We start from the raw sequence: 26,785 nt of genomic DNA, 5'->3' as shown, positions 1-26,785 counted from the left end.
AAAGTGCGCAAAGTTTATACCCGTGGCGCGGACCGCACAATGCGCCGGACCACGAGCAAAATCAAAGGTTTGCAGCGGCAAGACAGCGGAGCGACGGTTTCCCTGACGCTGCGCCCGACATTCGCCCTAAAGATCAGGGTCTTCGGCGCCGCTATAGATGTCCGAATCCTTGTACAAATCGTGCATATGACGCACCAGCACCATGATCACCGCCGCCACCGGCAGCGCCAGCAGGATCCCGGTGAAGCCGAACAACTCGCCCCCCGCCAGGATCGCGAAGATCACCGCCACCGGATGCAGGCCAATACGATCGCCCACCAGCAGCGGCGTCAGCACCATGCCCTCCAGGGCCTGACCGACCATGAACACCGCAACGATGCCCACCATCGGGTACAGGTCGCCGCCGAACTGGAACAATCCGGCGATCAATGCCGCGCCAATACCAATCACAAAGCCCATGTACGGCACGATGGCCGCCAGGCCGGCGATCAAGCCGATCAACAGCCCAAGCTCCAGTCCCACCAACATCAGCCCGGCCGCATAGATGAAGCCCAGGGCCACCATCACCAGCAGTTGCCCGCGCACGAACGCCCCCAACACTTCGTGGCATTCGCCGGTCAGGGTCATGATGCGTTCTTCACGGTGACGCGGCAGCAGACTGCGAATCTTCGCCATCATCAGGTCCCAATCCCGCAGCAGATAGAAGGCCACGACTGGAATCAGCACCAGGTTCGCCAGCCAGCCGATCAACGCCAGGCCCGAGGCCGTGGCCTGGCTCAACACCACGCCAACGATGTCGGTGGTCTGGCCCATATGCTCGCTGATGGCCGCCTTGACCTTGTCGAACTTCCAGAAACCGTCCGCCAACCCCAGCTTCGACTGCACCCACGGCACCGCGCTGTGCTGCAACCAATCGAGCATCTGCGGCGCCAATTCGTACAGGCGCAGCAGTTGCTTGGCGAGCATCGGGATCAGCACCAGCAACAGTGCGCCCACAATCAAGGTGAACAGCGCAAATACCGCCACCACGCCCCAGGTCCGCGACAGGCCGAGTTTTTCCAGGCGATCCACTACCGGGTCGAACAGATAGGCCAACAGCAGCGCAACCAGGAACGGCGTCAGGATCGGATGCAGCAAATAGATAAGCGCAATCAGCAGGGCAACCCCGCCCAACCAGAACCAACGCCGCGTATCGCCCATGAACCACTCCTAGCTATATAAAGAAAGAAAACCTACCAGCGGAACCGCAGATTGGCTGCCGGCGCCGGCACAGGTGCTGCAACCGGGGCCGAACCATCGGCGGCGGGCGGCGCCACAGGCACTGGCGCGACGGCCTCGCCGGGCGGGATTTCCTGCAATTTCGCCAGGGCCAGTTGCGCCTTCAACTGCTCGGCGCTGCCGTTGACCCGATAGACGATCCGATCACCCTCAACCTGCTGCAACTGCCCACCAAATGGCTCGAGCAAACGCCCAAGCGCCGCGTACCGCTCAAGGTTCATGCCCTGCACTTCCAGCAACTGTTCAGTGGCCACGCCCGGCTTGGCGACGAAGCGCGGCGCCAGGCGCTGGTTCACCGCCAACATCACCGCGTCAGCCAGTGCGGCCGGATCGGCACCCTGGGCTGTGCCCTGCTCACGCTGATCGCCCAGCCACAGGCGCCAGGCCCCATGCCACTGCCCGCCCTCTTCCTTGGCGTGGACCGCCAGCAAGGCGTCTGTCGCGTAGCGCTCAGAGGCAGCGCGCAGAGGCGCCGGGTCGCTGCCTTCCAGGTTCGGTGCGGTGGCAACGATCTGCTCGCTCAAATCCGCCAGCGGCAAGTGCAATGCCAGCCCCCGATGCTGGGCGGCACGCCGCAATGGCGTGGCGCTGGCCTGGCCATCGCCCACCAGGCTGGAGCCCTCGACCGAGTCGTTCAGCCACCAGCCCAGGATCGATGGCCGGTTCGCGCTCCACAGCGACAAGCCTGCCGAACGCAATGCCCGGTCGGTGCTCGCCGGGTCGAAGTCCACCTTGAGGCTTTCCGGCGGGCCGGCGTCGTAGCCATATTGAAGAATGATCTGTTGCGGGTCCTTGCGCAGCGCCGCCAACCCGGGATTCTGGGCAGCCTTGGCGTCGCCGGTCAGGCGCAGGACCAGCGTATCCAGGGCGCGCAGCGTCGCCTGATTGCGCTCCTCCGGTGTCTGGCTGACGACCGGTTCGAGCACCTGATAGAGGCCATTGACGGTTTCGGCATGGCTCGCCAGGCTGATCAGCGACAAGCAGCCCACGGACAAGAATTTGAACAAACGCATGGAAGATTCCCGGACATAACGGCTGGAACAGGCCGTGTGAAGAAGATTGAGCATGGCTGTGACCACAGCACCCGGCAAAACATTCACACACCCGATGGAAGTTTCGCACGGTCATCACCATAACCGGTTACCGCTACACCTTATACAGACGCGCTACGCAGTACCAATATAAGAAATATCGGTTTTTTTCCGTGGATATGTCCCTGCCCGTCGGCGCGAGGATGGCCGCTGCCCCTCAAGCCTGATAAAATCGCGCGCCTTCGCAGACCGGCAATGGCTGGGCTCCCGGAATAATTCGTACAACGGTTATTCAATGGCCCCGGCGTCGGTCGTTACCCAGAAATCCCCCCTAAAGGCCTGGATCATGAGCAAGCAACCCTCCCTGAGCTACAAGGACGCCGGTGTAGACATCGACGCCGGTGAAGCATTGGTCGAACGCATCAAGAGCGTCGCCAAGCGCACTGCGCGTCCGGAAGTCATGGGCGGCCTGGGCGGTTTCGGCGCCCTCTGCGAGATCCCGGCCGGCTACAAGCAACCGGTCCTGGTCTCGGGCACCGACGGCGTCGGCACCAAGCTGCGCCTGGCCCTGAACCTGAACAAGCACGACAGCATCGGCATCGACCTGGTGGCCATGTGCGTGAACGACCTGGTGGTCTGCGGTGCCGAGCCGCTGTTCTTCCTCGACTACTACGCCACCGGCAAGCTCAACGTCGATACCGCCGCCCAGGTCGTGACCGGCATCGGCGCCGGCTGTGAGCTGTCCGGCTGCTCCCTGGTCGGCGGCGAAACCGCGGAAATGCCTGGCATGTACGAAGGCGAAGACTACGACCTCGCCGGCTTCTGCGTCGGTGTCGTGGAAAAGGCCGAGATCATCGACGGCTCGAAAGTCGCCGCTGGCGATGCCCTGCTCGCCCTGCCGTCCTCCGGCCCGCACTCCAATGGCTACTCGCTGATCCGCAAGATCATCGAAGTCTCGGGTGCCGACATCGAAAACACCCAGCTCGACGGCAAGCCACTGGCCGACCTGCTGATGGCCCCGACCCGCATCTACGTCAAGCCGCTGCTCAAGCTGATCAAGGACACCGGCGCCGTCAAGGCCATGGCCCACATCACCGGTGGTGGCCTGCTGGACAACATCCCGCGCGTGCTGCCAAAAGGTGCCCAGGCCGTGGTCGACGTGGCGAGCTGGACCCGCCCGGCGGTGTTCGACTGGCTGCAAGAGAAAGGCAATGTCGATGAAACCGAAATGCATCGCGTGCTGAACTGCGGCGTGGGCATGGTCATCTGCGTGGCCCAGGAACACGTCGAGACCGCCCTGAACGTATTGCGTGAAGCCGGCGAGCAGCCTTGGGTCATCGGCCAGATCGCTACCGCGGCCGAAGGCGCTGCACAGGTCGAGCTGAAAAACCTTAAGGCGCACTGATGTCCGCAACCTGTGACGTGGTGGTGCTGCTGTCCGGCACCGGCAGTAACTTGCAGGCCTTGATCGACAGCACGCGGACCGGCGACAGCCCGGTCCGTATCCGCGCGGTGATTTCCAACCGCGCCGATGCCTACGGCCTGCAACGCGCCAAGGACGCGGGTATCGACACCCGCGTCCTGGATCACAAGGCGTTCGAGGGCCGCGAAGCCTTCGACGCCGCGCTGATCGAACAGATCGACACCTTCAATCCGCAACTGGTGGTCCTCGCTGGCTTCATGCGCATCCTCAGCGCCGGCTTCGTGCGTCACTACCAGGGCCGCCTGTTCAATATCCACCCCTCGCTACTGCCCAAATACAAAGGGTTACACACTCACCAGCGCGCGCTGGAGGCCGGAGACACGGAGCACGGCTGCTCTGTGCACTTTGTCACCGAGGAACTCGATGGCGGACCACTGGTCGTACAGGCAGTAATACCGGTAGAGTTGCACGACACGCCGCAAAGCCTGGCGCAACGGGTTCACGCCCGCGAGCACCAGATCTACCCGATGGCCGTGCGTTGGTTTGCCGAAGGAAGGCTGACCCTCGACGATCGCGGAGCCTCACTGGACGGCCAGTTGCTCGCCGCCAGCGGCCATTTGATTCGATACTAGGAGATTTTATGCGTCGCGCCCTGCTCTTCGCTTGCGCTCTGCTTGCCTTGCCCCTGGCACAGGCTTCGGAACTACAACCGTTCTCCGCCAGCTACACCGCCGACTGGAAACAGTTGCCCATGAGCGGCACCGCCGAGCGCAGCCTGACCAAGGAAGCCAACGGCACCTGGAAGCTGAGCTTCAAGGCTTCGATGATGATCGCCAGCCTGACCGAAGAAAGCACCCTGACCCTGGACAAGGACACGCTGCTGCCACAGTCCTACCACTTCGAACGTGGTGGCCTGGGCAAGGCCAAGAAGGCCGACCTGGACTTCGACTGGAACACCAAGATGGTCACCGGCACCGATCGCGGCGACGCGGTCAAGCTGCCGCTCAACCGTGGCATGGTCGATAAATCCACCTATCAACTGGCCCTGCAGCACGACGTGGCGGCCGGCAAGAAAAGCATGAGCTATCAGGTCGTCGATGATGGCGAGGTCGATACCTATGACTTCCGCGTGCTGGGTTCGGAAAAAGTCGACACCAAGGCCGGCCAGATCGACGCCATCAAGGTCGAGCGCGTGCGCGACCCGACGCAAAGCAAGCGCATCACCGTGCTCTGGTTCGCCAAGGACTGGGATTACCTGCTTGTACGCCTGCAACAGGTCGAGACCGACGGCAAGGAGTACAACATCATGCTCCTGGACGGCACGGTCAACGGCAAGGCTGTGAAAGGCAGCTGATCGACGACGACAACAAGAAGCCCCGCCGATGCGGGGCTTTTTATTGCCCGGATTTCATGACCACCCACAGGGGTTGCGCTTTCACTCAGGTTTGCCGCTGCAACATGAAAATTTCTTCATGAAAAACCACCTGCGACCGAATGCCGCGCACTGCCTGGCCTGCAGGACGGATGCACTTTCCATGAAAATTTCTTAACGCGCCGAAGCATTTACTTAGCACGCTACCAAAATCTATAACAAAGTCCTGCACACGCCTTGCTGCAGATAACAGAGATTGGAGCTTGCAAGATGACTGTGAAAGTAACTGAACGCGACGACGCCCACATGTCCCACGAAGGGATTGCCGCCGGTATCCGGATCTGGGATGTGCATCAACAGGATCTGCTGGTGGGAATGTTCCACTCCGAAACGGACGCTCACAGCTACAAGGCCGAACTGGAGCGTGAGGAATGGCAGCGCTCGCGTGAGACCGCAGAATCCTGAACGACACAAACCCCTATGGGACTTGTGCCTGTGGGAGCAAAGCTTGCTCGCCATAGCAGAGTATCAGGCAACATTTTTACCGGCTGACACTCCGCTATCGCGAGCAAGCTTTGCTCCCACAGATCTCATAGATCCCTACAGATATTCCCTCAGGCCTTCCACAGGCTTTGTGTTTAGCTTGCTGTCCGGCTTACCACATCAAATCATCAGGAATCTGATACGCCGCGTACGGATCATCGGCATCCACTTCTTCGGTCTGGGTGTTGAGCTGGACGATGCGCTGGGGGTCGCGCTCCTGGATCTTCAGGGCCGCCTCGCGCGGGATCACTTCGTAACCGCCGGCATGGTGGACAATCGCCAGCGAGCCACTGCTCAGCTTGTTGCGCATCAGAGTGTTGACCGAGATGCGCTTGACCTTCTTGTCGTCGACGAAGTTGTAATAGTCCTCAGTAGTCAGCTTCGGCAGGCGCGAGACTTCGATCAATTGCTTGATCTGCGCGGCCCGAGCCTTCTGCTCGACCTTTTCCTGCTGCTGACGGTTGAGTTCCTGGTCGCGCTTGACCTTCTCGGCCATGGCCTCCTGGGCGGCGCGCTGCTGGGAGTCATCCAGTTCGATCTGGCCTTTATGGGCCAGGCGTTGCTGCTTCTGTTTCTCTTTGCCGACCTGCTTGGCCTGCTTTTGGTTGACCAGCCCTGCTTTGAGCAACTGGTCGCGAAGGGAAAGGCTCATGGTGCTTACTCACTTAGGCAACGGCCTCAGCCACAGCTGGGCAAATTCTTTTCCTGACGTTTGGCTTCGCCCCACAAGGCGTCCAACTCTTCGAGGGTGCAATCTTCCATGGGACGGTGGGTGTCGCGCAATGCCTGTTCGATAAATCGGAACCGCCGCTCGAACTTTCCGTTGGCGCCACGCAGGGCGGTTTCCGGGTCCACTTTCAAGTGACGAGCCAGGTTAACCACACTGAACAGCAGATCGCCGATCTCATCGCTGATGGCCACCGGATCGTTGTCGGCCATGGCTTCGAGCACTTCGTCCAGTTCCTCCCGCACCTTGTCGAGCACCGGCAACGGGCCTGGCCAGTCGAAACCGACCTGAGCCGCACGCTTTTGCAGCTTCGCTGAACGGGACAACGCCGGCAGCGCTCCCGGCACGTCGTCGAGCAATGACAACTGCTCGGGTGCCGTGGCTTTCTCGGCCCGTTCCTCTGCCTTGATTTCTTCCCAGCGCTGCTTGACCTGTTCTTCGCTCAGGCGCGGGATATCCACGGGCGCATACAGGTCACCGGTAGGAAACACATGGGGATGGCGACGGATCAGCTTGCGGGTGATGCTGTCGACCACACCGGCAAATTCGAAGCGGTTTTCTTCCCGGGCCAGTTGGCTGTAATACACCACCTGGAACAACAGGTCGCCCAACTCGCCCTGCAAGTGATCGAAATCGCCGCGCTCGATGGCATCGGCCACTTCGTAGGCTTCTTCCAGGGTATGAGGGACGACGGTCGCGTAGGTTTGCTGGATGTCCCACGGGCAGCCGTACTGCGGGTCCCGCAGGCGGTTCATCAGGTGGAGCAGGTCTTCAAGGCTGTACATCAATCCATCCCATCACAAATCACCCTATGGGAAATAATCCAATGGAAGCAAGTCAATAGGAGTGAACCTGTGGGAGCAAAGCTTGCTCCCACAGACTTTGCTCCCACAGGCTCCCACATTTGCGGACTGCGCTTAACCTGGCGTCCGGTTGCGCCGGGTCTCGATGATGTTCGGCAACTGGGAAATCCGCCCCAGCAACCGCCCCAGCGCATCCAGCCCCGGAATCTCGATGGTCAGGGACATCAGTGCGGTGTTGTCTTCCTTGTTCGAACGGGTGTTGACCGCCAACACGTTGATCCGCTCGTTCAGCAACACCTGAGACACGTCACGCAACAGACCTGATCGGTCGTAGGCGCGGATGACGATGTCCACCGGATAGGTGAGCACCGGCACCGGGCCCCAACTGACCTGGATGATCCGCTCCGGCTCGCGACCGGCCAGTTGCAGCACCGAGGCACAGTCCTGGCGGTGAATGCTCACGCCACGGCCCTGGGTGATGTAGCCGACGATCGCATCCCCCGGCAGTGGCTGGCAGCAGCCCGCCATCTGGGTCATCAGGTTGCCCACGCCCTGGATCTGGATATCGCCGCGCTTGCCCGGCTTGTAGCCGGTAGCCTTGCGCGGAATCAGCTCCAGTTGCTCGTTGCCCCGCTCCGGCTCCACCAGTTGCTGGGCCAGGTTGACCAACTGCGCCAGGCGCAGATCGCCGGCACCGAGGGCGGCGAACATGTCCTCGGCGGTTTTCATATTGGCTTTTTCGGCCAGCTTGTCGAAATCCACCTGCGGCAGGCCCAGGCGACCGAGTTCACGCTCGAGCAGGGTCTTGCCGGCGGCGACGTTCTGGTCGCGAGCCTGCAACTTGAACCAGTGGACGATTTTCGCCCGCGCCCGCGAGGTGGTGATGTAGCCCAGGTTCGGGTTCAGCCAGTCGCGGCTCGGCGTACCGTGCTTGCTGGTGATGATCTCGACCTGCTCACCGGTCTGCAGGCTGTAGTTGAGCGGCACGATCCGCCCGTTGATCTTGGCGCCACGGCAGTTGTGGCCGATCTCGGTGTGAACCCGGTAGGCGAAGTCCAGTGGCGTCGCGCCCTTGGGCAGGTCGATGGCGTGGCCGTCGGGGGTGAAGATATAGACCCGGTCCGGCTCGATATCGACCCGCAGCTGTTCGGCCAGGCCACCAATGTCACCCAGCTCCTCATGCCACTCGAGCACCTGACGCAGCCAGGAGATTTTCTCTTCATAGTGATTGGACCCGGACTTGACGTCGGTGCCCTTGTATTTCCAGTGGGCGCAGACGCCCAGCTCGGCCTCCTCGTGCATGGCGTGGGTGCGGATCTGCACTTCCAGCACCTTGCCCTCGGGGCCGATCACTGCAGTGTGTAGCGAGCGATAGCCGTTTTCCTTGGGATTGGCGATGTAGTCGTCGAACTCCTTCGGAATGTGCCGCCACAAGGTATGGACGATCCCCAGCGCGGTGTAGCAGTCGCGCATTTCCGGGACCAGGACGCGAACGGCGCGAACGTCGTAGATCTGGCTGAATTCCAGGCCTTTGCGCTGCATTTTTCGCCAGATCGAGTAGATGTGCTTGGCCCGGCCACTGATGTCGGCTACCACGCCGGTGGCCTGCAGTTCTTCTCGCAACTGGGTCATCACATCGGTGATGAAGCGCTCGCGATCCAGGCGCCGCTCATGCAGCAGCTTGGCGATCTGCTTGTACTGATCGGGCTCCAGGTAGCGGAAGGACAGGTCCTCCAGCTCCCACTTGATGTGACCGATGCCGAGACGGTGGGCCAGGGGTGCATAGATGTCGAACACCTCCCGGGCGACGCGATTGCGTTTTTCGTCATCGGCGGACTTCACGGCGCGGATCGCACAGGTGCGTTCGGCCAGCTTGATCAGCGCGACACGCACGTCGTCGACCATCGCCACCAACATCTTGCGCAGGTTTTCCACCTGGCCCTGGGTGCCCAGCACCATGGACTGGCGCGGGCTGAGGCTGGCACTGATGGCCGCCATGCGCAGCACGCCGTCGATCAGCTTGGCCACCACCGTGCCGAAGCGCTGGCTGACCACCGGTAGCTGGATCTGCCCTTCGCGCACGCCGCGGTACAGCACCGCCGCCACCAGCGAATCCTGGTCGAGCTTGAGGTCAGCGAGAATTTCGGCGATCTCCAGGCCCGTCTGGAAACTCGAGGTGCCTTCGGACCACAGGTTCTTCGCCGCGTTATGTTGCTGCTCCGCCTCACGAGCGAACTCGCAGGCGGCCTTCAAGGCTTCGCGATCCAGAGCCATGTCGACGCTGACCGCATGATCGAGCCAAGCCTCGAGATTGATACTGCCGTCGGTGTTGATCGGCTGGTGTGCTCTCACCTGTACCATCTTTACTTACCTTCCCTACGACGCAGATTCAATGCGTCAACTTCGCTGACCTTCATGCCCGTGTTTGCGCCCAGGGCTGTGGCGAGTTGGCACGAACGGGTCAGTCGGACAAGCCATCCTGGCTCGCTTCAAATAACGCCATGGCCTCGACATGCGCCGTTTGAGGAAACATATCGAGAATCCCGGCACGTTTTAACCGGTAGCCCTGCTTGATCAGTTCGACCGTATCCCGGGCCAAAGTTGCCGGGTTGCACGAAACATAAACCAACCGTTTGGCACCCAGGGACGACAGCTTGCGCACCACCTCGAAAGCACCGTCACGGGGTGGGTCCAAGAGTACCGCAGAAAAGCCCTCGCCGATCCATTCGGCATCAGCCAGAGGCTGGGATAAATCGGCCTGAAAAAAAGCAGTGTTATTCAAATTGTTGCTGACGGCATTGGCCGCCGCACGCTCCACCATGGTCTGCACGCCTTCGACGGCCACTACCTGGCGCACGCTTTTGGCCAGCGGCAAGGCAAAGTTGCCCAGGCCGCAGAACAGATCCAGCACCCGCTCCTCGGCTTGCGGCGCCAGCCATTGCAGGGCCTGGGCGATCATCGCCTCGTTGACCCCGGCGTTCACCTGGATGAAATCCCCCGGCCGGTAAGCCAGCTCGAGGTCCCAGGCATCCAGGCGAAACCCAAGGGCCTGCCCAGGCTCCACCGGTTGCGGCTCACCTTCACCGTGCAGCCACAACTGGGCTTCATGGAACGCACAGAAGTCCTTGAGGATCGTCAGGTCGGCCTCCGACAGCGGCGCCATGTGGCGCAGCAATACCGCGAGGGACGAACCGGCGAACAACTCCACATGCCCCAGCGCCTGGGGTTTGCTCAAGCGACGCAGCATTTCCGGCAGACGGCTCATGATCGGCTGCAAGGGCTGTACCAGCACCGGGCAATCACCGATGGCAACGATGTCCTGGCTGCCGACGGCGCGGAAACCGACTTCGAGTTTTTTCGCTTTCTGGTCCCAGCGCACCGCCACCCGGGCGCGACGCCGGTAACCGAACTCCGGTCCGCTCAGGGGCGCGGCCCATTCCTCTGGCACCACCCCAGCCACCCGAGACAACTGCTCGGCGAGCATGCGCTGTTTCAGGGCGAGTTGTTCGTCATGGGGCAAATGTTGGACGCTGCATCCGCCACAACGACCGGCATGGATGCACGGCGCCGCACGACGCAGTTCACTGGGCAGGAACACCCGCTCGGTGCGTGCCTCGATCACTTTGCCATGGGCACCGAGCACCCGCGCCTCGACTTCTTCGCCGGCCAGGGCGCCGATGACAAACCAGGTGCGCCCCTCGACAAAGGCGATGCCCCGGCCATCGTTGGCCAGGCGTTCGATGGTCAAACGCTGCTTTTTACCGGTGGGCACTTGCGGGGCCCGGCTTCCGCCGCTGGGTTGGAAGCGCAAGCCTCTTTCTTGCTTGGCCATCAGTTGGGCGCGTCGAAAATGCCGGTCGACAGGTAACGGTCGCCACGGTCGCAGATGATCGCGACGATCACCGCATTTTCAACTTCCTTGGACAGACGCAGCATCCCCGCCACGGCACCGCCCGAAGACACGCCACAGAAAATGCCTTCTTCGCGAGCCAGACGACGGGTCACGTCCTCGGCTTCGCTCTGGGCCATGTCGATGATGCGGTCCACGCGCTCGGCCTGGTAGATCTTCGGCAGATATTCCTCCGGCCAGCGACGAATGCCTGGAATGGCCGAACCTTCCATCGGTTGCAGGCCGATGATCTGCACGTTCGGGTTCTGTTCTTTCAGATAGCGCGAGGTGCCCATGATGGTGCCGGTGGTGCCCATCGAGCTGACGAAATGGGTGATGGTGCCGTCGGTCTGGCGCCAGATCTCAGGGCCGGTGGTGGTGTAGTGGGCCTCGGGATTGTCGCCGTTGGCGAACTGGTCCAGCACCTTGCCACGACCCTCGGCCTGCATGCGCTCGGCCAGGTCCCGGGCACCCTCCATGCCCTCCTCCTGAGTCACCAGGATCAACTCGGCACCGTAGGCCGTCATCGCCGCCTTGCGCTCGGCGCTGGAGTTGTCGGGCATGATCAGGATCATCTTGTAGCCCTTGATCGCCGCTGCCATCGCCAGGGCAATACCGGTGTTGCCGGAGGTCGCCTCGATCAGCGTGTCGCCGGGCTGGATCTGCCCGCGCAATTCGCCACGGGTGATCATCGACAGCGCCGGCCGGTCCTTGACCGAACCCGCCGGGTTATTCCCTTCGAGCTTGAGCAAAAGCGTATTGGTGGTCACGCCGGGCAAGCGTTGCAAACGGACCAGCGGAGTGTTGCCGACGCAATCGGCGATGGTTGGGTACTGCAGAGTCATGGCGTATTCGCAATCCGGACTGCGGGGGCGCCTATCATACCGGCAAACCTGGCCAGGCCATATCACGCAAAGTAAGGGGGTTATGGCTTATGGGAATAAGCGAGGCGAAAGCCGAGCACGCGCTTAGCTTTCCCTCGATGGCTATCCCATGGACCGCGCCCCCATCGCCTTGTGAATTTTACGAAGATCGCCCGCCCGCAAATCGCTACACTGCGCAGGTAATGCGTGCCGGATGCGCGCACCGCTCAATCAGACGCTGGATGCAGGAGACAAGTGTGCTCAAGAAACTGGGAATCAAAGGCCGCGTGCTGTTGCTGACCCTGTTGCCAACCAGCCTGATGGCGCTGGTCCTGGGCGGCTATTTCACCTGGATGCAGCAATCGGACCTGCACGCCCAGTTGTTGCAACGTGGCGAGATGATCGCCGAACAACTTGCGCCACTGGTCGCCCCAGCCATGAGCCGCCAGGACACCGATCTGCTGGAGCGCATCGCCACCCAGTCCCTCGAACAGGCGGACGTGCGTGCCGTAACCTTTCTCGCCCCCGACCGCATACCACTGGCCCACGCTGGCCCGACCATGCTCAACCGGGCACCGGAGGGCAACAGCACGCAGCTACTGCAACGCACTGGCAACGACGCCACGCGCTACCTGCTGCCGGTATTCGGCAAGCACCGCAACCTGGCGGGCGAACTGATTCCCGAAGAAGCAGACCGCCTGTTGGGCTGGGTCGAGTTGGAGTTGTCCCACAGCGGCATGTTGCTGCGTGGCTATCGCAGCCTGTTCGCCAGCCTGCTGCTGATCGCCGCCGGCCTGTGCCTGACCGGGTTGCTGGCCCTGCGCATGGGCCGCACGATCAACCGTCCACTGAGCCAGATCAAGCAGGCCGTGGCGCAACTCAAGGACGGTCACCTGGAAACCCGCCTGCCGCCGCTGGGCAGCCAGGAGCTGGACGAACTGGCCTCGGGCATCAACCGCATGGCCAGTACCTTGCAGAACGCCCAGGAAGAATTGCAGCACAGCATCGACCAGGCCACCGAAGACGTGCGCCAGAACCTGGAAACCATCGAGATCCAGAACATCGAGCTGGACCTGGCCCGCAAGGAAGCCCTGGAAGCGAGCCGGATCAAATCCGAGTTCCTGGCGAACATGAGCCATGAAATCCGCACACCGCTCAACGGCATCCTCGGTTTTACCCACCTGTTGCAGAAAAGCGAACTGACCCCGCGCCAGCTCGACTACCTGGGCACCATCGAGAAATCCGCCGACAGCCTGCTGGGGATCATCAACGAGATCCTCGACTTTTCGAAGATCGAGGCCGGCAAGTTGGTGCTCGACAGCATTCCGTTCAACCTGCGCGACCTGCTGCAGGACACCCTGACCATCCTCGCCCCCGCCGCCCATGCCAAGCAGTTGGAACTGGTGAGCCTGGTCTACCGGGACACGCCGCTGTCGCTGGTGGGCGATCCGCTGCGCCTCAAGCAGATCCTGACCAACCTGGTGAGCAACGCCATCAAGTTCACCCGCGAGGGCACCATCGTCGCCCGGGCCATGCTCGAAGACGAACACGAAGACAGCGTGCAGTTGCGCATCAGCATCCAGGACACGGGTATCGGCCTGTCCAACCAGGATGTGCGAGCGCTGTTCCAGGCGTTCAGCCAGGCTGACAACTCACTGTCGCGGCAACCGGGGGGCACCGGGTTGGGCCTGGTGATTTCCAAGCGCCTGGTGGAACAGATGGGCGGGGAGATCGGCGTCGACAGCACACCGGGCGAAGGCTCGGAGTTCTGGATCAGCCTGCGCCTGCCCAAGACCCGCGACGATGCCGAGGACCTGCCCGGCCCGCCGTTGCTGGGCCGGCGCGTGGCGGTGCTGGAGAATCACGAACTGGCCCGTCAGGCCTTGCAGCACCAGCTCGAAGACTGCGGCCTGCAAGTGACGCCGTTCAACACCCTGGAAAGCCTGACCAACGGCATCACCGTCGCCCACCAGACCGATCAGGCGATCGACCTGGCCGTGCTGGGCATCACCAGCAACGACATGCCACCGGAGCGCCTCAACCAACACATCTGGGACCTTGAGCACCTGGGCTGCAAAGTACTCGTGCTGTGCCCCACCACCGAACAGACCCTGTACCACCTCTCGGTGCCCAACCCTCACAGCCAGCTCCAGGCCAAGCCGGCCTGCACCCGCAAGTTGCGCCGCGCGCTTTCCGACCTGGTCAACCCGCGCCCGACCCGCAGCGAACCCCACGAGCCGGTTTCCAGCCGCGCCCCGAAAGTTCTGTGCGTGGACGACAACCCGGCCAACCTGCTGCTGGTGCAGACCCTGCTCGAAGACATGGGCGCCAAGGTGCTGGCCGTGGAAAGCGGCTATGCGGCGGTCAAGGCCGTGCAGAAGGAAACCTTCGACCTGGTCTTGATGGACGTGCAGATGCCCGGCATGGACGGTCGCCAGAGCACCGAGGCGATCCGCCAGTGGGAAAGCGAGCGGCACTGCACGCCGCTGCCGATCGTCGCCCTCACCGCCCACGCCATGGCCAACGAAAAGCGTGCCCTGCTGCAAAGCGGCATGGACGACTACCTGACCAAACCCATCAGCGAGCGGCAACTGGCCCAGGTGGTGCTCAAATGGACTGGCCTGGCCCTGCGCAACCAGTCACCGGAGCGCAGCGGCGATGCCCAGGGCGGCAGCGAACTGCTGGTGCTCGATCACGAAGAAGGCCTGCGCCTGGCCGCCGGCAAGGCCGACCTGGCGGCGGACATGCTGGCGATGCTGCTGGCGTCCCTGGAAGCCGACCGCGAAGCGATCCGCCAGGCCAGCGAGGCCAACGATCACAACGCACTGATCGAACGCGTCCACCGCCTGCACGGCGCCACCCGCTACTGCGGCGTACCGCAATTGCGGGCGGCCTGCCAGCGCAGCGAAACCCTGCTCAAGCAACAGGATCCCAAGGCCACCGCCGCCCTGGAAGAATTGGAGCGGGCCATCAACCGCCTGGCCAGCGAGGCCCGTATCAGCGCCTGATCCAGGGCAAGATCCAGGGAACCGGAATCGCTGAAAATCCACGTTCCGACAGCTCCTACGGGCTTTTTTTTCTGCCAGGAGGCCGCCATGCGCGTGATTTTTTTCAGCAGCCAGACCTACGACCGCGACAGTTTCACCAAGGCTCCGTCGCCCGCGGGTCTTCAATTGCAATTCCAGCCCGCCCGTCTGAACCTCGACACCGTGGCCCTGGCCGAACGGCATGAAGTGGTGTGCGCCTTCATCAACGATGACCTCAGCGCCCCGGTGCTGGAGCGGCTGGCCGAAGGCGGCACGCGGCTGATCGCCCTGCGCTCGGCCGGCTACAACCACGTCGACCTGCTCGCCGCCCAGCGCCTGGGCTTGAGCATCGTCCGGGTGCCGGCCTACTCGCCCCATGCCGTGGCCGAACATGCCGTGGCGTTGATCATGGCCCTCAATCGCTGCCTACACCGCGCCTACAACCGCACCCGAGACGGCAATTTCAGCCTCCATGGGCTGACCGGGTTCGACCTGGTGGGCAAGACCGTCGGGGTGATCGGCACCGGGCAGATCGGCGCGACGTTCGCACGGATCATGGCCGGCTTCGGCTGCCAGTTGCTGGCCTATGACCCCTACCCCAACCCGCAGGTCGAAGCCTTGGGCGCCCGCTACCTGCCCTTGGCCGAGCTGCTCGCGCAGGCGCAGATCATCAGCCTGCATTGCCCGCTCAATAAACAAAGCCGACACCTGATCAACGCCCGATCGCTTGCTGCGATGCAACGCGGCGCCATGCTGATCAATACCGGGCGCGGCGGCCTGGTGGACACACCGGCCTTGATCGAGGCGTTGAAAAGCGGCCAGTTGGGCTACCTGGGCCTGGATGTGTACGAGGAAGAAGCCCAGCTGTTTTTCAAGGACCGCTCCGACCTGCCCTTGCAGGACGACGTGCTGGCCCGGCTGTTGACCTTCCCCAACGTGATCGTCACCGCCCACCAGGCGTTCCTGACCCATGAGGCCTTGGCGGCGATTGCCATGACCACCCTGGACAACATCGCCGCCTGGGCCGCCGGCACGCCGCAAAACCTGGTAGACAGCTAACCCTCCCAGTCCCCCCTGTGGGAGCGGGCTTGCTCGCGAAGGCGGTGTTTCAGTTAGCCTATGTGTTGCTGACAGACCGCCTTCGCGAGCAAGCCCGCTCCCACATTAGGGATGGAGTTTCGTCGGCAAGATTCGTGGTTGACCATCCCAACCCATGCCCCGTGCTAGCATGTCGCGCCTATTTGGAGGACCCATGGCCGAACACGATTTCCGCTACACCCTGATGAACCCTCAGCACACCTTGACCGAAGTCCGCGCGCTGGCGCCGGGCCGCTACCAGGTCACGGGCAATGGCGGTTCGATCCAGGCCAACGATGTGTTGCTCGTCACGCTCAAGGGCAGCAAGGACTTGTCCATGCGCCTGACCGTGGACACCGTGCGGCACCTGCTCAAGCCCATGGGCCAATGGACGGCCATGACCACCGGCCCGGTGTTCGGCGAACTGGCGATCCACACCTGGCAGGTCAACTGCGACAGCTGCGCCAAGGAACTGAGCTTCGAATTCGCCGTGGATGCCAAGCTCGGCGTCAAGGCCGAAAAACCGGCCGCCACCGCGCGAATCGCCGAACTGGGCTGGACCACCGTGGGTGAAAAACACCTGTGCCCGAAATGCCAGGAAGCCGCCTGATGAAACGTTTGGCCCTGTCCGCGTTGATCGGCATGAGCCTGATGGGCTGTGCCGCTGAACCTGTGCAGCTGCAACATAACCGCAGCTACATCCTGGAGTGGATCGGTGAGCGGCCATTGATGGACTACAGCCACCTGACCATCACCCTTGGGGATGACGGTCGCGCCTATGGCAACGGCGGCTGCAACCACTGGTTCGCGCCCTACACCCTGGAAGGCCACCGCTTGAGCTTCGGCAAGATCGGCAGCACACGCAAACTCTGCGCCCCGGCGGTGATGGAGCAAGAAACGCGCTTCTTGCAGGCCCTGGAAAAGGTCGAGCGCTGGGACATCTCGCCCATCGAGCAAATACGCTTCTGGCCAGCCCAGGGCAAGCCGCTGCGTTGGTGGCTGGAAGAGGGCTGAGCTCCGGCCCCACTTGATCGTTCCCATGCTCCGCGTGGGAACGCCTCTGGGGACGCTCCGCGTTCCGCTTTTGGGACGCAGAGCGTCCCGGGCTGCATTCCCACGCGGAGCGTGGGAACGATCATCACTTGAGCGCCTGCAACGCCTCAAGCTTGGCCATCACCCCCGCCGCCGTCTGCTCCCCCAGCAACTGCTCGCGCACCTTGCCCTTGTTATCGATGATGTACGTCACCGGTAGCCCTTCGCTGCGAGGAAGGTCGAAGATCTCGGCCGGATCCCGGGCCAGCACCGTGAAGCGAATCCCCATCTTGTCGCTGGCACTCTTGAGTTCTTCGCCCTGCACCTGGTCGAAGTTGACCCCGAACACACCGACATTGCGGCCCTTGAGCTGTTCGGCCAAGGCATTGAATTCCGGGATTTCGGTACGGCACGGCGCGCACCATTCGGCCCAGTAGTTGAGCACCACCCATTGTTTGTCCAGCCGCTGCGAGGCAATGGCCTGGCCGTTCTGGTCCACGCCGTAGTCGTTCCCGCAGCCGGCGAGCAACAAAATGCCGATGAATGTCAGTGCCGCCGTCAATCGCCTTGCCATGTGCCAATCCTTGTCTGAATGTGAACGCTGCTGCGACCCGTCGCCTCTCTCAGGTGCTAGGGGCTTCGCGGCACAGTAGAATAGCCGCCACCTTACGCAAGATGCGACCCACTCATGACCGATCTGACGCTTTATCACAACCCGCGCTGCTCGAAATCCCGCGGTGCGCTGGAACTGTTGGAGGCCCGTGGCCTGACGCCCACCGTGGTCCGCTACCTGGAAACCCCGCTCGACGCCGCGCAACTGGAACGCCTGCTGGGCAAGCTCGGCATCACCGCCCGGCAATTGCTGCGCACCAGCGAGGACGAGTACAAGGATCTGAACCTGGCCGACGAAAGCCTGAGCCAGGCCCAGTTGATCGCGGCCATCGCCGCCCACCCGAAACTCATGGAACGGCCGATTCTGGAAGCCGGGGAAAAGGCCGTGATCGGCCGTCCGCCGGAGAAGATCCTGGAGATCCTGCCGTGACCACGCCGTACATCCTGGTGTTGTATTACAGCCGCAGCGGCTCCACCAACGAAATGGCCCGGCAGATCGCCCGTGGTGTCGAGCAGGCCGGGCTGGAAGCCAGGTTGCGTACGGTGCCGGCAATTTCTGCCGAGTGCGAAGCGGTTTCGCCGGACATCCCTGAACAAGGCCCGCTCTACGCCAGCCTCGATGACCTGAAGAACTGCGCTGGCCTGGCCTTGGGCAGCCCGACCCGTTTCGGCAACATGGCCGCGCCGCTCAAATACTTTCTCGACGGCACCAGCAACCTGTGGCTGACCGGCGCCCTGGTGGGCAAACCGGCCGGGGTGTTCACCTCCACCGCGAGCCTGCACGGCGGCCAGGAAACCACCCTGCTGTCGATGATGCTGCCGCTGCTGCACCACGGCATGCTGATCACCGGCCTGCCCTACAGCGAATCGGCCCTGATCGACACCCAGGGCGGTGGCACGCCCTACGGCCCGAGCCATCACGCCGGGGCCGACGGCAAAAGCGGCTTGAACGAACATGAGGTCGCCCTGTGCCGCGCCTTGGGTTTGCGCCTGGCGAAAACCGCCCTGTTACTGGAGAACGGCCGTGGCTAAGAAGCCGAAGATCCTGCCTTCGATCCAATGGCTGGAACCGCGCGTACGCATCGCCCGCATCCTCAGCCTGCTGTGCTTTTTCGGCCTGGTGGGGTTGCTCAGCGCCTACTACCTGCTGATCGCCGACCTGCACGGCGCACGCCCCTGGGTCATTCTGCTGATCGAACTGGTGCCGCTGCTGATACTCGCCCCCGGCATGCTCACCGGCAGCGCCCGCGGACACTCGTGGATGTGCTTCGTGGTGAACCTGTATTTCATCAAGGGTGCGCTGGCGGCCTACGACCCCAACCGACAGTTGTTCGGCGTGCTGGAAATGGTGGCGAGCGTGGCGGTGTTCTGCTCGGCGTTGTTGTATGTGCGGTGGCGGTTTCAGTTGAATCGACGGTTGGCGGGAGAGGGAGAGGTCTCCGTCGCCTGATAGGCCGCCATCGCGAGCAAGCTCGCTCCCACAGGGTTTTGTGAACGCCAAAGATCCAGTGTGGGAGCGAGCTCGCTCGCGATGGGCGCGACGCGGTCTCAATGATTGACGGTATACGCCAGCATCATCGAAATCTGCGACATCGGCCGTCCGCCACTCTGTTCATGCCACTGGTTGAAGGCATTCTGCACCGTCGCCAGGTCCCGCTGGCTGGTGGGGACTTTGTCGATGATCTCCTGGGCATTGAGCGCCGCCACTACGTCATAACTGGGCGTGAAGGTGTCCTTGCCCATCATGCGCAGGAAGCGCGGTGCCGACAGGCCGCCCAACTGATGGCCGTGTTTTTTCAGATAGGTCCACAGGCCGACGATGTCGGTCACTGGCCAGTCGGCGACCAGCGCGCCGAAGCTGCCCTTTTCATGGGCCACGTCCAGGATCAGTTGCGCGTTGCGCGGCACGCTCTTGAGCTTGCCCAGGTGGCGGATGATCCGCGTATCCTGCATCAATCGCTCCAGATGCTCAGCCCCCATCAACACGACTTTTTCCGGGTCGAACTTGAAGAACACTTCCTCGAACGCCGGCCACTTGGCGTCCACCAGGCTGTGCTTGAGCCCGGCGCGGAAGACCCGCAGCGCCATGGTCGAGAGGTAGCGATCGTCGCTGATCTTGCGCAGTTGCGCCGGGGTCTTGGGCACCGGCAGACGGGCTTCCAGTTCAGCCGCCGAACCGAAGCGGTTCAGACAGTACTCGTGCAGCCACTTGTAATCGCGCATGCCCTCTCCTGGGGGTTAGAAATGAAAACGGCGCTTGAAAGCGCCGTAATAACTATCGGTAGAGTCAGAGATTCACCACATTGACGAACCGCGGCGTGGCGTTTTCATCGATGCGCAGGTTGGTGAAGTCAAACAGGTTGCGGTCCGCCAGTTGCGACGGAATGACGTTCTGCAAGCCGCGGAAAATGCTCTCGGTACGGCCCGGCGTCTTGCGTTCCCACTCCTGGAGCATCTCCTTGACCACCTGGCGTTGCAGGTTTTCCTGGGAGCCGCACAGGTTGCAGGGGATGATCGGGAATTGCTTGAAATCCGAATAGGCCTGGATGTCTTTCTCGCTGCAATAGGCCAGCGGGCGGATCACCACGTTGCGCCCGTCATCGGCGCGCAGCTTGGGCGGCATGGCCTTGAGCGAGCCGTTGTAGAACATGTTCAGGAAGAAGGTCTCGACGATGTCGTCGCGATGGTGCCCCAGGGCCATCTTGGTCGCACCGATCTCGTCGGCGAAGGTGTAGAGCGTTCCGCGCCGCAGGCGTGAGCACAGCGAACAGGTGGTCTTGCCTTCGGGAATCAGTTCCTTGACCACCGAATAGGTGTCTTTCTCGACGATGTGATATTCCACACCCAGCGACTCAAGGTAGGCCGGCAGCACATGCTCGGGGAACCCGGGCTGCTTCTGGTCCATGTTCACCGCGACGATGTCGAACTTGATCGGCGCAACCTTCTGCAGATGCATCAGCACATCGAGCAAGGTGTAGCTGTCCTTGCCGCCGGACAGGCAGACCATGACCTTGTCGCCGTCCTCGATCATGTTGAAATCGGCGACCGCCTCACCGGCCTGGCGGCGCAGGCGCTTTTGCAGTTTGTTCTGGTTGACCGTAAGAGTGCCCATGACGCGAAATCCGTGAGGTGTGACGAAAGGCCGGCATTTTACGCAAAAAATCCGCCGTCGGCGAAGGCTGATGACAGGCACTTTTGTGGCGAGACCATTGTGGGAGCAAAGCTTGCTCGCGAAAACAGACGGCTCGGTTTCTGAAAGACCGCATCTCTTCCATCGCGGGCAAGCCTTGCTCCCACAAGGTGAATTTCTTTGCCAGGGTTGTGTACAGACCCATCGGCGATTAGCACCACGACCTAGAGCGCGATTTGCTCTAAGCCCCCCATCCCCCTCGGGGTGACTCCTTTCTATACTGCGACATAAGGTCGCACACACTTACAGACCTTTACTTACCCGGCCATTTGGCCCGTAGGCGCTCCGTTGGGGGGCGATGGCAATAACAAAGGAGTGACTGACTATGATCTCTCATGTCGTGGGGCTCTTTACCCACCCTGATCAAGAATGGAAAGAAATCCGTGGCGACCAGGAGGAAAGCATCAGCCACATGTACCTCACCCACACGCTGATCCTGGCGGCCATTCCCGCGGTTTCGGCGTTCATCGGCACCACACAGGTGGGATGGGTCATCGGCAATCGTGCACCGGTCATGCTTACCCAGGAAAGTGCGCTGTGGATGACCGTCATGTCGTACCTGGCCATGTTGGGCGGTGTGGCAGTGATGGGCGCCTTCATCCACTGGATGGCCCGCACTTATGACGCCAATCCGAGCCTGGCCCGTTGCGTCGCGTTCGCCACCTACACCGCGACACCTTTGTTCATCGGCGGCCTGGCGGCGCTCTACCCGCACATGTGGCTGGGAATGATCGTCGGCACAGCGGCGATCTGCTACACGGTCTACCTGCTGTATGTGGGCTTGCCGACGTTCATGAATATTCCCCAGGACGAAGGTTTTCTGTTTTCCAGTTCGGTGCTCGCCGTCGGCCTGGTGGTACTGGTGGCCATCATGGCGTTCACGGTGATTGTCTGGGGGCTCGGCGTCGGCCCGATCTATACCAATTGAAGGAATGAAAAGGTCCCGATAGTACCCTCCAATAAAAACAGGATCTGCCGACACAGGCCGCCGCAAGGCGGCCTTCCTGTGTTTGAGCCGCTCGAAACGACCACTGGGCGCCTGGACGATTCGCAACGGCCGACGCTTGCGGCATACTCGGGCTTCTGGAGACCCGTAAAGCATGCTCGAGCAACTCAATACCCGCGTCGAAGAGTGTTACCAACAAGCCGAATCCTTTTTCAAACGTCCCTTCAAACGCCCGGTGGTCAGCTTCAAATTGCGTGGCCAGAAGGCCGGTGTCGCGCACCTGCATGAGAATCTGCTGCGCTTCAATCCACAGTTGTACCGGGAAAACGCCGAAGACTTCCTCAAGCAGACCGTTGCCCATGAAGTCGCGCACCTGATCGCCCATCAACTGTTTGGCGAACGCATCCAGCCCCATGGCGAGGAATGGCAACTGATCATGCGCGGGGTGTACGAACTGCCGCCCAACCGCTGCCACACCTACGAAATCAAACGCCGCAGCGTGACCCGCTACATCTACAAATGCCCCTGCGACGGCAGCGACTTCCCGTTCTCGGCCCAGCGCCACAGCCTGGTGCGCCAGGGGCGACGGTATTTGTGCCGTAGCTGCCGCAATACCTTGGTGTTCAGTGGAGAAACCCGGGTCGAGTAGTCAGGCTTTGTGGTGTCTGGGCTGACCCCTTCGCGAGCAAGCTCGCTCCCACAGGGGTTTTGTGAGCGCCGCAAATCCAGTGTGGGAACGAGCTTGCTCGCGATGGCGGCCTGACAGACGCTACAAAACCACCCCGCGCTTACGCAACGCTTCGATCCGCTGCGCACTGAACCCCAACTCCCCCAGCACCTGATCCGTATGCGCCCCCAACTCCGCGCCAATATGCCGAGGCTCGGGCAACCCTTCGGAAAATCTCAATGGACAAGCCATCTGCGCCTGGCTCGAACCATCGCCCCGGGGCACCTGAGTCACCAGCTCCCGAGCCTGTAACTGCGGATGCCGGACAGCTTCCTCCAGGCTCAGCACCGGCTCGACGCAGGCATCGATCCCGGCAAACAGGCTGCACAGCTCGGCGAAATCGTGTTTTTCAAACTCGGCCTGCAGCGCCTGCTTAAGAGCGTGTTGTTGTTCAGGCTTGGGCGACAACCCCTGGGCCGCCAGTTCCGGCCGTCCCAAGGCCTCGCACAACGCCTGCATGAACACCGGTTCCAGGCTGCCCACCGACATCCAGCGACCATCGCGGGTGCGGTAATAGTCATAGAAGCTGCCGCCGTTGAGCATCTGCTTTTCCCACCCCGGCTCGACACCGCAGGCCAGGTAACCGGCACCAGCCATGGCGTTGAGGCTGAACACACAGTCAGTCATGCTCACGTCCAGGTGCTGGCCCTGCCCGGTTTGCTGGCGGGCGATGACCGCCGCCAACAGCCCGATCACCCCGTGCAACGAACCACCGGCGATGTCTGCCGCCTGGATCCCCAGCGGCAACGGACCGCTGTCGGCACGGCCGATGTGGCTGGCCAGCCCCGCCAGGGCCAGGTAATTGATGTCGTGACCGGCGCGGTCCTTGTAGGGTCCGGTCTGGCCGTAGCCGGTGATCGACACGTAGATCAGCCGCGGATTGATCGCCTTCAAGGCCTCGTACCCCAGGCCCAGTCGCTCCATCACGCCGGGGCGAAACTGTTCCAGCAGGATGTCGTAGTCCTTCAGCAATTGCGTGACCACCGCCAACGCTTCCGGTTGCTTGAGGTCCAGGGCCAGGCTGCGTTTGTTGCGGTTGAGGTAGGCGTGGCTGGCCGATACCCCCTGGTCATGGGGCGGCAGTACCCGCAGCAGGTCCTGGCGGGTCGGCGACTCGATGCGCAACACCTCGGCCCCCATGTCCGCCAGCAACAGCGAGGCGAACGGCCCGGGCAGCAGGGTCGAGAAGTCCAGAACCTTGAGCGATGCCAGTGGGCCTTGCATGGGCGATCTCCGAGGGGGATGGCTAAAGACTAGGCAGGGGTTGGCGGTGGGGCAATTACCGCAGGTGTCGTTTTGGATGACGATTGCGCTCAGTGTGAACCCATCGTGGCGAGGGAGCTTCAAAATTGAGAACCAATAAAAAACCCGCCGAAGCGGGTTTTTCATTGCAACCTGAAAATTACTTCACAGCGCCTGGAGCAGAGGTTTCAGCCGCTACAATCTGCGCCGCTGCGATCTGCTCGTCATCTTCACGGACGTCGGAGATACCACGACCACCGGAAGCCAGCTCGGTCTGCAACTGGTCTTCGTCCAGCTCCTTGACCCACTTGGCAACCACGATCGTGGCGACAGCGTTACCCACCAGGTTGGTCAGGGCACGGGCTTCGGACATGAAGCGGTCGATACCCAGGATCAGTGCCAGGCCGGCCACCGGCAAGGTGCCCACGGCCGACAGGGTGGCCGCCAGCACGATGAAGCCGCTACCGGTCACGCCGGCCGCACCTTTGGACGACAGCAGCAGCACCAGCAGCAGGGTGATCTGGTGAGTCAGGTCCATCTGGGTGTCAGTGGCCTGGGCGATGAACACTGCGGCCATGGTCAGGTAGATCGAAGTACCGTCGAGGTTGAACGAGTAGCCAGTCGGGATCACCAGGCCTACGACCGACTTCTTGGCACCCAGGCGCTCCATTTTGATCAGCATGCGTGGCAGGGCCGATTCCGACGAGGAAGTGCCCAGCACGATCAGCAGTTCTTCACGGATGTAGCGGATAAGCTTGACGACGCTGAAGCCGTGGGCGCGGCAGATGGCGCCCAGCACTACCAGCACGAACACCACGCAGGTGATGTAGAAGCAGATCATCAGCTGGCCCAGTTGCACCAGCGAACCGACGCCATAGGCACCGATGGTGAACGCCATGGCACCGAAGGCACCGAGGGGGGCCAGCTTCATGATCATGTTGATGATGATGAACATCACGTGGGCGAAGCGATCGATGAAGTCCAGCACCGGCTTGCCGTAGGCACCCAGGCGATGCAGGGCAAAACCGAAGATCACCGAGAACATCAGCACTTGCAGGATGTCGCCGTTGGCGAACGCGCCGACGATGGTGTTCGGGATCACGTTGAGGATGAAGGCAATGATGCTCTGGTCTTTACCAGCCGAGATGAAACCGGCGATCTTGCTGGTGTCCAGGGTCGACACATCGATGTGCATGCCGACGCCCGGTTGCACGACGTTGACCACGACCAGGCCGATCAGCAGGGCGATGGTGGAAACGATTTCGAAGTACAGCAGCGCGTAGCCACCGGTCTTGCCCACCGACTTCATGTTCTGCATGCCCGCGATGCCGCTGACGACGGTACAGAAGATGATGGGAGCGATGACCATTTTGATCAGTTTGATGAACCCGTCACCGAATGGTTTGAGGGCAACACCGGTCTGCGGGTAGAAGTGGCCGAGCAAAATACCGATGGCAATGGCTACGATCACCTGGAAATACAGGGATTTGTACAGTGGCTGACGAGTCGTCATGGCAAACCTTCCTCAAGAGTCCCGTTTGACGACATCCACCTGTCGTCCACGGCACCTCAATTGCGAACCCTCCTGCACTGGAGGGATTTGTTTTTTGTCGGCTGCACGCGGCAGACCTGAGTGCTCTATCGCAAGGCTCGTGCCATTTTTCAGAAAAACCCTACAAGCGCTGTTGCAGAAGGCTCCTGGAATTATTCACGGGTTAAACGCGGGCGCGGAATGTGGCGGATTTCCGCCCACAGGGCGTTTATCACTCCGGGATTTGGCGGATATCCGCCTTGTCGAGCCGCAGTGCCCTGCTACCATCGCCCGCTCAACGGACGGACTTCAGCCATGCGCCAACGCACGATCGCCAGCCACTTCGCCCGCGCAGCCTTGGGCGGCGCGCGTCGGCAAGGCTTCGACTATTTTCCTCTGCTGCACCAGCTGGGCATCAGCCCAGAGCTGTTGGATGAGCCGCGCGCGCGGATTGCGCCCGAGCAGTTCGCGCGTCTGTTGCAGGCGCTGTGGCTGGCATTGGGGGACGAATACCTGGGATTCGGCAGGGCTGCGAGTAAACCCGGGACGTTTGCCATGATGTGTCACGCGTTGATCCACTGTCGGACACTGGGCAAGGCCCTTCAGCGCGGCTTGCTGTTCTACAGCCTGTTCCCCGACGCGCCGAGCCTGACGCTGGAAGCCGAAGGCGAGCGAGTGCGGCTGGTGCTGGACGATTCGACGCTGTGGGACCCGGATCACTTCCTGACTGAAAGCTTGCTGGTAGTCTGGCATCGACTTGCCAGTTGGCTGATCGGCCAGCGGATCGGCCTGGAACAGGCGACCTTCGGCTACCCCAAGCCCACCCACGGTGCCGAATACGACTTACTGTTTCCTTGCCCGCTGGTGTTCGAAGCGCGCAGCAGCAGCCTGTTGTTCCACAGCCGTTACCTGGACATGCCGCTGCTGCAGGACGAACGCACCCTCAAGCATTTCCTCGAACGCTCCCCCGCCGACCTGCTGTCGCGCCCGGACGATGGCCACAGCCTGAGCAGCCAACTGCGCCGCCTGCTCTGCCGCGACGCCGCCCGCTGGCCCGACCTGGACACCGTCGCCGGCCATCTGCACATCAGCCCACAGACCTTGCGCCGGCATTTGCGTGAGGAAGGCACCAGCTTCCAGGAACTCAAGGATCAGCTGCGGCGGGATATCGCCATCTACCACTTGGGGCGTGCGGATTTGTCGTTGCAGCAGATCGCCGAGCAGTTGGGGTTCTCAGAGCCGTCGGCGTTTCACCGGGCGTTCAAGAAGTGGACGGGGGTCACGCCGGGGGCCTATCGGGAGTTGGAGAACTGAATGGATGTGCTGTGTTGACTGGCCTCATCGCGAGCAAGCTCGCTTGTATGTTTAGACTTGAAGGGGTGGGCGGGACTAAAAGCTCGATTCCGACTCTAGCCAGTACGGACCGTGGGAGACTTCTCGTCCCGCCCTTTCTACCCAAAGCGCCAATAAGGA

General features: G+C 62.0%; 26 protein-coding genes. 14 read left to right on the top strand and 12 right to left on the bottom strand.

What is annotated here, in order from left to right; all coding sequences use genetic code 11:
- Positions 1 to 126: 126 nt before the first annotated feature.
- Positions 127 to 1,200 (bottom strand): AI-2E family transporter, encoded by a 1,074-nt coding sequence (locus F7R20_RS30220; protein WP_003204655.1) that lies wholly within the window; start codon positions 1,198 to 1,200, stop codon positions 127 to 129.
- 32 nt (positions 1,201 to 1,232) lie between these two features.
- Positions 1,233 to 2,291: a DUF2066 domain-containing protein gene (locus F7R20_RS30215; protein ID WP_003204656.1), complete on the bottom strand. Its 1,059-nt coding sequence runs from the start codon at positions 2,289 to 2,291 to the stop codon at positions 1,233 to 1,235.
- Positions 2,292 to 2,655: 364 nt separating this feature from the next.
- On the opposite strand from F7R20_RS30215, the gene purM reads away from it, so the two are divergent.
- The 4 genes from purM (at position 2,656) to F7R20_RS30195 (ending at position 5,569) form a co-directional block, all read left to right on the top strand.
- Entirely contained in the window at positions 2,656 to 3,714 is a 1,059-nt protein-coding gene (gene purM, locus F7R20_RS30210; RefSeq protein WP_003204658.1) for a phosphoribosylformylglycinamidine cyclo-ligase, read from the top strand.
- Positions 3,714 to 4,364 carry a phosphoribosylglycinamide formyltransferase gene (gene purN / locus F7R20_RS30205; RefSeq protein ID WP_003204660.1) on the top strand — a complete coding sequence of 217 codons (651 nt, stop codon included), beginning with the start codon at positions 3,714 to 3,716 and terminating at the stop codon, positions 4,362 to 4,364. The genes purM and purN overlap by 1 nt, the downstream gene beginning before the upstream one ends.
- 8 nt (positions 4,365 to 4,372) lie before the next feature.
- Entirely contained in the window at positions 4,373 to 5,086 is a 714-nt protein-coding gene (locus F7R20_RS30200) for a DUF3108 domain-containing protein (protein ID WP_003204662.1), read from the top strand.
- 288 nt (positions 5,087 to 5,374) lie between these two features.
- Positions 5,375 to 5,569, top strand: a complete 195-nt coding sequence (locus tag F7R20_RS30195) for a hypothetical protein (protein WP_003204666.1) — start codon at positions 5,375 to 5,377, stop codon at positions 5,567 to 5,569.
- Positions 5,570 to 5,759: 190 nt separating this feature from the next.
- Here F7R20_RS30195 and F7R20_RS30190 read toward each other — a convergent pair whose 3' ends face one another.
- The 5 genes from F7R20_RS30190 to cysM form a co-directional block, all read right to left on the bottom strand.
- Positions 5,760 to 6,299, bottom strand: a complete 540-nt coding sequence (locus tag F7R20_RS30190) for a DUF2058 domain-containing protein (protein WP_003204668.1) — start codon at positions 6,297 to 6,299, stop codon at positions 5,760 to 5,762.
- 26 nt (positions 6,300 to 6,325) lie between these two features.
- Positions 6,326 to 7,159, bottom strand: a complete 834-nt coding sequence (gene mazG / locus F7R20_RS30185) for a nucleoside triphosphate pyrophosphohydrolase (protein ID WP_003204669.1) — start codon at positions 7,157 to 7,159, stop codon at positions 6,326 to 6,328.
- A 132-nt stretch (positions 7,160 to 7,291) separates the two neighbouring features.
- Positions 7,292 to 9,538 carry a GTP diphosphokinase gene (gene relA / locus F7R20_RS30180; RefSeq protein WP_003204671.1) on the bottom strand — a complete coding sequence of 749 codons (2,247 nt, stop codon included), beginning with the start codon at positions 9,536 to 9,538 and terminating at the stop codon, positions 7,292 to 7,294.
- Positions 9,539 to 9,638: 100 nt separating this feature from the next.
- Positions 9,639 to 11,009, bottom strand: coding sequence for a 23S rRNA (uracil(1939)-C(5))-methyltransferase RlmD (gene rlmD / locus F7R20_RS30175; protein ID WP_003204677.1), 1,371 nt, complete (start codon positions 11,007 to 11,009; stop codon positions 9,639 to 9,641).
- Positions 11,009 to 11,911: a cysteine synthase CysM gene (gene cysM / locus F7R20_RS30170; RefSeq protein ID WP_003204682.1), complete on the bottom strand. Its 903-nt coding sequence runs from the start codon at positions 11,909 to 11,911 to the stop codon at positions 11,009 to 11,011. The genes rlmD and cysM overlap by 1 nt, the downstream gene beginning before the upstream one ends.
- A gap of 275 nt (positions 11,912 to 12,186) precedes the next feature.
- On the opposite strand from cysM, the gene F7R20_RS30165 reads away from it, so the two are divergent.
- From F7R20_RS30165 to F7R20_RS30150, 4 genes are all read left to right on the top strand, one after another.
- A complete protein-coding gene (locus tag F7R20_RS30165; RefSeq protein ID WP_013694068.1) occupies positions 12,187 to 14,937 on the top strand; it encodes a response regulator in 2,751 nt (916 codons plus the stop codon).
- 87 nt (positions 14,938 to 15,024) lie between these two features.
- Positions 15,025 to 16,014, top strand: a complete 990-nt coding sequence (locus F7R20_RS30160) for a 2-hydroxyacid dehydrogenase (RefSeq protein ID WP_003204687.1) — start codon at positions 15,025 to 15,027, stop codon at positions 16,012 to 16,014.
- A 193-nt stretch (positions 16,015 to 16,207) separates the two neighbouring features.
- Positions 16,208 to 16,642, top strand: a complete 435-nt coding sequence (locus F7R20_RS30155; RefSeq protein ID WP_003204688.1) for a hypothetical protein — start codon at positions 16,208 to 16,210, stop codon at positions 16,640 to 16,642.
- A complete protein-coding gene (locus F7R20_RS30150) occupies positions 16,642 to 17,046 on the top strand; it encodes an META domain-containing protein (protein ID WP_003204689.1) in 405 nt (134 codons plus the stop codon). Before F7R20_RS30155 ends, F7R20_RS30150 begins: the two co-directional genes overlap by 1 nt.
- A 124-nt stretch (positions 17,047 to 17,170) precedes the next feature.
- On the opposite strand, the gene F7R20_RS30145 is transcribed toward F7R20_RS30150, so the two are convergent.
- Positions 17,171 to 17,638, bottom strand: coding sequence for a TlpA disulfide reductase family protein (locus F7R20_RS30145; RefSeq protein WP_003204690.1), 468 nt, complete (start codon positions 17,636 to 17,638; stop codon positions 17,171 to 17,173).
- Between the two features lie 114 nt (positions 17,639 to 17,752).
- Here F7R20_RS30145 and arsC point away from each other — a divergent pair, with 114 nt between their 5' ends.
- Genes arsC through F7R20_RS30130 form a run of 3 tightly spaced genes read left to right on the top strand, consistent with a single transcriptional unit; the run spans position 17,753 to position 19,126 of the window.
- Complete coding sequence (gene arsC, locus F7R20_RS30140; protein ID WP_003204694.1) at positions 17,753 to 18,106, top strand: arsenate reductase (glutaredoxin); 354 nt, start codon at positions 17,753 to 17,755, stop codon at positions 18,104 to 18,106.
- Entirely contained in the window at positions 18,103 to 18,708 is a 606-nt protein-coding gene (gene wrbA, locus F7R20_RS30135) for an NAD(P)H:quinone oxidoreductase (RefSeq protein WP_003204695.1), read from the top strand. Before arsC ends, wrbA begins: the two co-directional genes overlap by 4 nt.
- Positions 18,701 to 19,126, top strand: coding sequence for a DUF2069 domain-containing protein (locus F7R20_RS30130; protein ID WP_003204696.1), 426 nt, complete (start codon positions 18,701 to 18,703; stop codon positions 19,124 to 19,126). The genes wrbA and F7R20_RS30130 overlap by 8 nt, the downstream gene beginning before the upstream one ends.
- A 98-nt stretch (positions 19,127 to 19,224) precedes the next feature.
- On the opposite strand, the gene F7R20_RS30125 is transcribed toward F7R20_RS30130, so the two are convergent.
- Positions 19,225 to 19,899: a DNA-3-methyladenine glycosylase I gene (locus F7R20_RS30125; protein WP_003204697.1), complete on the bottom strand. Its 675-nt coding sequence runs from the start codon at positions 19,897 to 19,899 to the stop codon at positions 19,225 to 19,227.
- Positions 19,900 to 19,963: 64 nt separating this feature from the next.
- A complete protein-coding gene (gene ttcA, locus F7R20_RS30120; protein ID WP_003204698.1) occupies positions 19,964 to 20,788 on the bottom strand; it encodes a tRNA 2-thiocytidine(32) synthetase TtcA in 825 nt (274 codons plus the stop codon).
- Between the two features lie 403 nt (positions 20,789 to 21,191).
- Here ttcA and F7R20_RS30115 point away from each other — a divergent pair, with 403 nt between their 5' ends.
- A complete protein-coding gene (locus F7R20_RS30115) occupies positions 21,192 to 21,794 on the top strand; it encodes a Yip1 family protein (RefSeq protein WP_003204699.1) in 603 nt (200 codons plus the stop codon).
- Between the two features lie 172 nt (positions 21,795 to 21,966).
- Positions 21,967 to 22,461 carry a SprT family zinc-dependent metalloprotease gene (locus F7R20_RS30110; RefSeq protein ID WP_003204703.1) on the top strand — a complete coding sequence of 165 codons (495 nt, stop codon included), beginning with the start codon at positions 21,967 to 21,969 and terminating at the stop codon, positions 22,459 to 22,461.
- A 120-nt stretch (positions 22,462 to 22,581) separates the two neighbouring features.
- On the opposite strand, the gene F7R20_RS30105 is transcribed toward F7R20_RS30110, so the two are convergent.
- Positions 22,582 to 23,763 carry a CaiB/BaiF CoA transferase family protein gene (locus F7R20_RS30105; RefSeq protein WP_003204706.1) on the bottom strand — a complete coding sequence of 394 codons (1,182 nt, stop codon included), beginning with the start codon at positions 23,761 to 23,763 and terminating at the stop codon, positions 22,582 to 22,584.
- A gap of 178 nt (positions 23,764 to 23,941) precedes the next feature.
- The gene (locus tag F7R20_RS30100) at positions 23,942 to 25,294 is read right to left on the bottom strand and encodes a dicarboxylate/amino acid:cation symporter (RefSeq protein ID WP_003204708.1); all 1,353 of its coding nucleotides are present in this window, start codon (positions 25,292 to 25,294) and stop codon (positions 23,942 to 23,944) included.
- Positions 25,295 to 25,627: 333 nt separating this feature from the next.
- On the opposite strand from F7R20_RS30100, the gene F7R20_RS30095 reads away from it, so the two are divergent.
- Positions 25,628 to 26,626 carry an AraC family transcriptional regulator gene (locus F7R20_RS30095; RefSeq protein ID WP_003204710.1) on the top strand — a complete coding sequence of 333 codons (999 nt, stop codon included), beginning with the start codon at positions 25,628 to 25,630 and terminating at the stop codon, positions 26,624 to 26,626.
- Positions 26,627 to 26,785 lie beyond the last annotated feature (159 nt).

This window comes from Pseudomonas brassicacearum subsp. brassicacearum (assembly GCF_008801605.1).
Classification (GTDB): Bacteria; Pseudomonadota; Gammaproteobacteria; order Pseudomonadales; family Pseudomonadaceae; genus Aquipseudomonas; species Aquipseudomonas brassicacearum.
This window is presented reverse-complemented; position numbering and strand designations above follow the sequence as displayed.

What these genes read in the sequence shown, in the direction of transcription:
- F7R20_RS30220 (WP_003204655.1), bottom strand. Translation starts at nt 1,200, where the DNA reads ATGGGCGATACGCGGCGTTGGTTCTGGTTGGGCGGGGTTGCCCTGCTG.
- F7R20_RS30215 (WP_003204656.1), bottom strand. Translation starts at nt 2,291, where the DNA reads ATGCGTTTGTTCAAATTCTTGTCCGTGGGCTGCTTGTCGCTGATCAGC.
- purM (WP_003204658.1), top strand. Translation starts at nt 2,656, where the DNA reads ATGAGCAAGCAACCCTCCCTGAGCTACAAGGACGCCGGTGTAGACATC.
- purN (WP_003204660.1), top strand. Translation starts at nt 3,714, where the DNA reads ATGTCCGCAACCTGTGACGTGGTGGTGCTGCTGTCCGGCACCGGCAGT.
- F7R20_RS30200 (WP_003204662.1), top strand. Translation starts at nt 4,373, where the DNA reads ATGCGTCGCGCCCTGCTCTTCGCTTGCGCTCTGCTTGCCTTGCCCCTG.
- F7R20_RS30195 (WP_003204666.1), top strand. Translation starts at nt 5,375, where the DNA reads ATGACTGTGAAAGTAACTGAACGCGACGACGCCCACATGTCCCACGAA.
- F7R20_RS30190 (WP_003204668.1), bottom strand. Translation starts at nt 6,299, where the DNA reads ATGAGCCTTTCCCTTCGCGACCAGTTGCTCAAAGCAGGGCTGGTCAAC.
- mazG (WP_003204669.1), bottom strand. Translation starts at nt 7,159, where the DNA reads ATGTACAGCCTTGAAGACCTGCTCCACCTGATGAACCGCCTGCGGGAC.
- relA (WP_003204671.1), bottom strand. Translation starts at nt 9,538, where the DNA reads ATGGTACAGGTGAGAGCACACCAGCCGATCAACACCGACGGCAGTATC.
- rlmD (WP_003204677.1), bottom strand. Translation starts at nt 11,009, where the DNA reads ATGGCCAAGCAAGAAAGAGGCTTGCGCTTCCAACCCAGCGGCGGAAGC.
- cysM (WP_003204682.1), bottom strand. Translation starts at nt 11,911, where the DNA reads ATGACTCTGCAGTACCCAACCATCGCCGATTGCGTCGGCAACACTCCG.
- F7R20_RS30160 (WP_003204687.1), top strand. Translation starts at nt 15,025, where the DNA reads ATGCGCGTGATTTTTTTCAGCAGCCAGACCTACGACCGCGACAGTTTC.
- F7R20_RS30155 (WP_003204688.1), top strand. Translation starts at nt 16,208, where the DNA reads ATGGCCGAACACGATTTCCGCTACACCCTGATGAACCCTCAGCACACC.
- F7R20_RS30150 (WP_003204689.1), top strand. Translation starts at nt 16,642, where the DNA reads ATGAAACGTTTGGCCCTGTCCGCGTTGATCGGCATGAGCCTGATGGGC.
- F7R20_RS30145 (WP_003204690.1), bottom strand. Translation starts at nt 17,638, where the DNA reads ATGGCAAGGCGATTGACGGCGGCACTGACATTCATCGGCATTTTGTTG.
- arsC (WP_003204694.1), top strand. Translation starts at nt 17,753, where the DNA reads ATGACCGATCTGACGCTTTATCACAACCCGCGCTGCTCGAAATCCCGC.
- F7R20_RS30125 (WP_003204697.1), bottom strand. Translation starts at nt 19,899, where the DNA reads ATGCGCGATTACAAGTGGCTGCACGAGTACTGTCTGAACCGCTTCGGT.
- ttcA (WP_003204698.1), bottom strand. Translation starts at nt 20,788, where the DNA reads ATGGGCACTCTTACGGTCAACCAGAACAAACTGCAAAAGCGCCTGCGC.
- F7R20_RS30115 (WP_003204699.1), top strand. Translation starts at nt 21,192, where the DNA reads ATGATCTCTCATGTCGTGGGGCTCTTTACCCACCCTGATCAAGAATGG.
- F7R20_RS30110 (WP_003204703.1), top strand. Translation starts at nt 21,967, where the DNA reads ATGCTCGAGCAACTCAATACCCGCGTCGAAGAGTGTTACCAACAAGCC.
- F7R20_RS30105 (WP_003204706.1), bottom strand. Translation starts at nt 23,763, where the DNA reads ATGCAAGGCCCACTGGCATCGCTCAAGGTTCTGGACTTCTCGACCCTG.
- F7R20_RS30100 (WP_003204708.1), bottom strand. Translation starts at nt 25,294, where the DNA reads ATGACGACTCGTCAGCCACTGTACAAATCCCTGTATTTCCAGGTGATC.
- F7R20_RS30095 (WP_003204710.1), top strand. Translation starts at nt 25,628, where the DNA reads ATGCGCCAACGCACGATCGCCAGCCACTTCGCCCGCGCAGCCTTGGGC.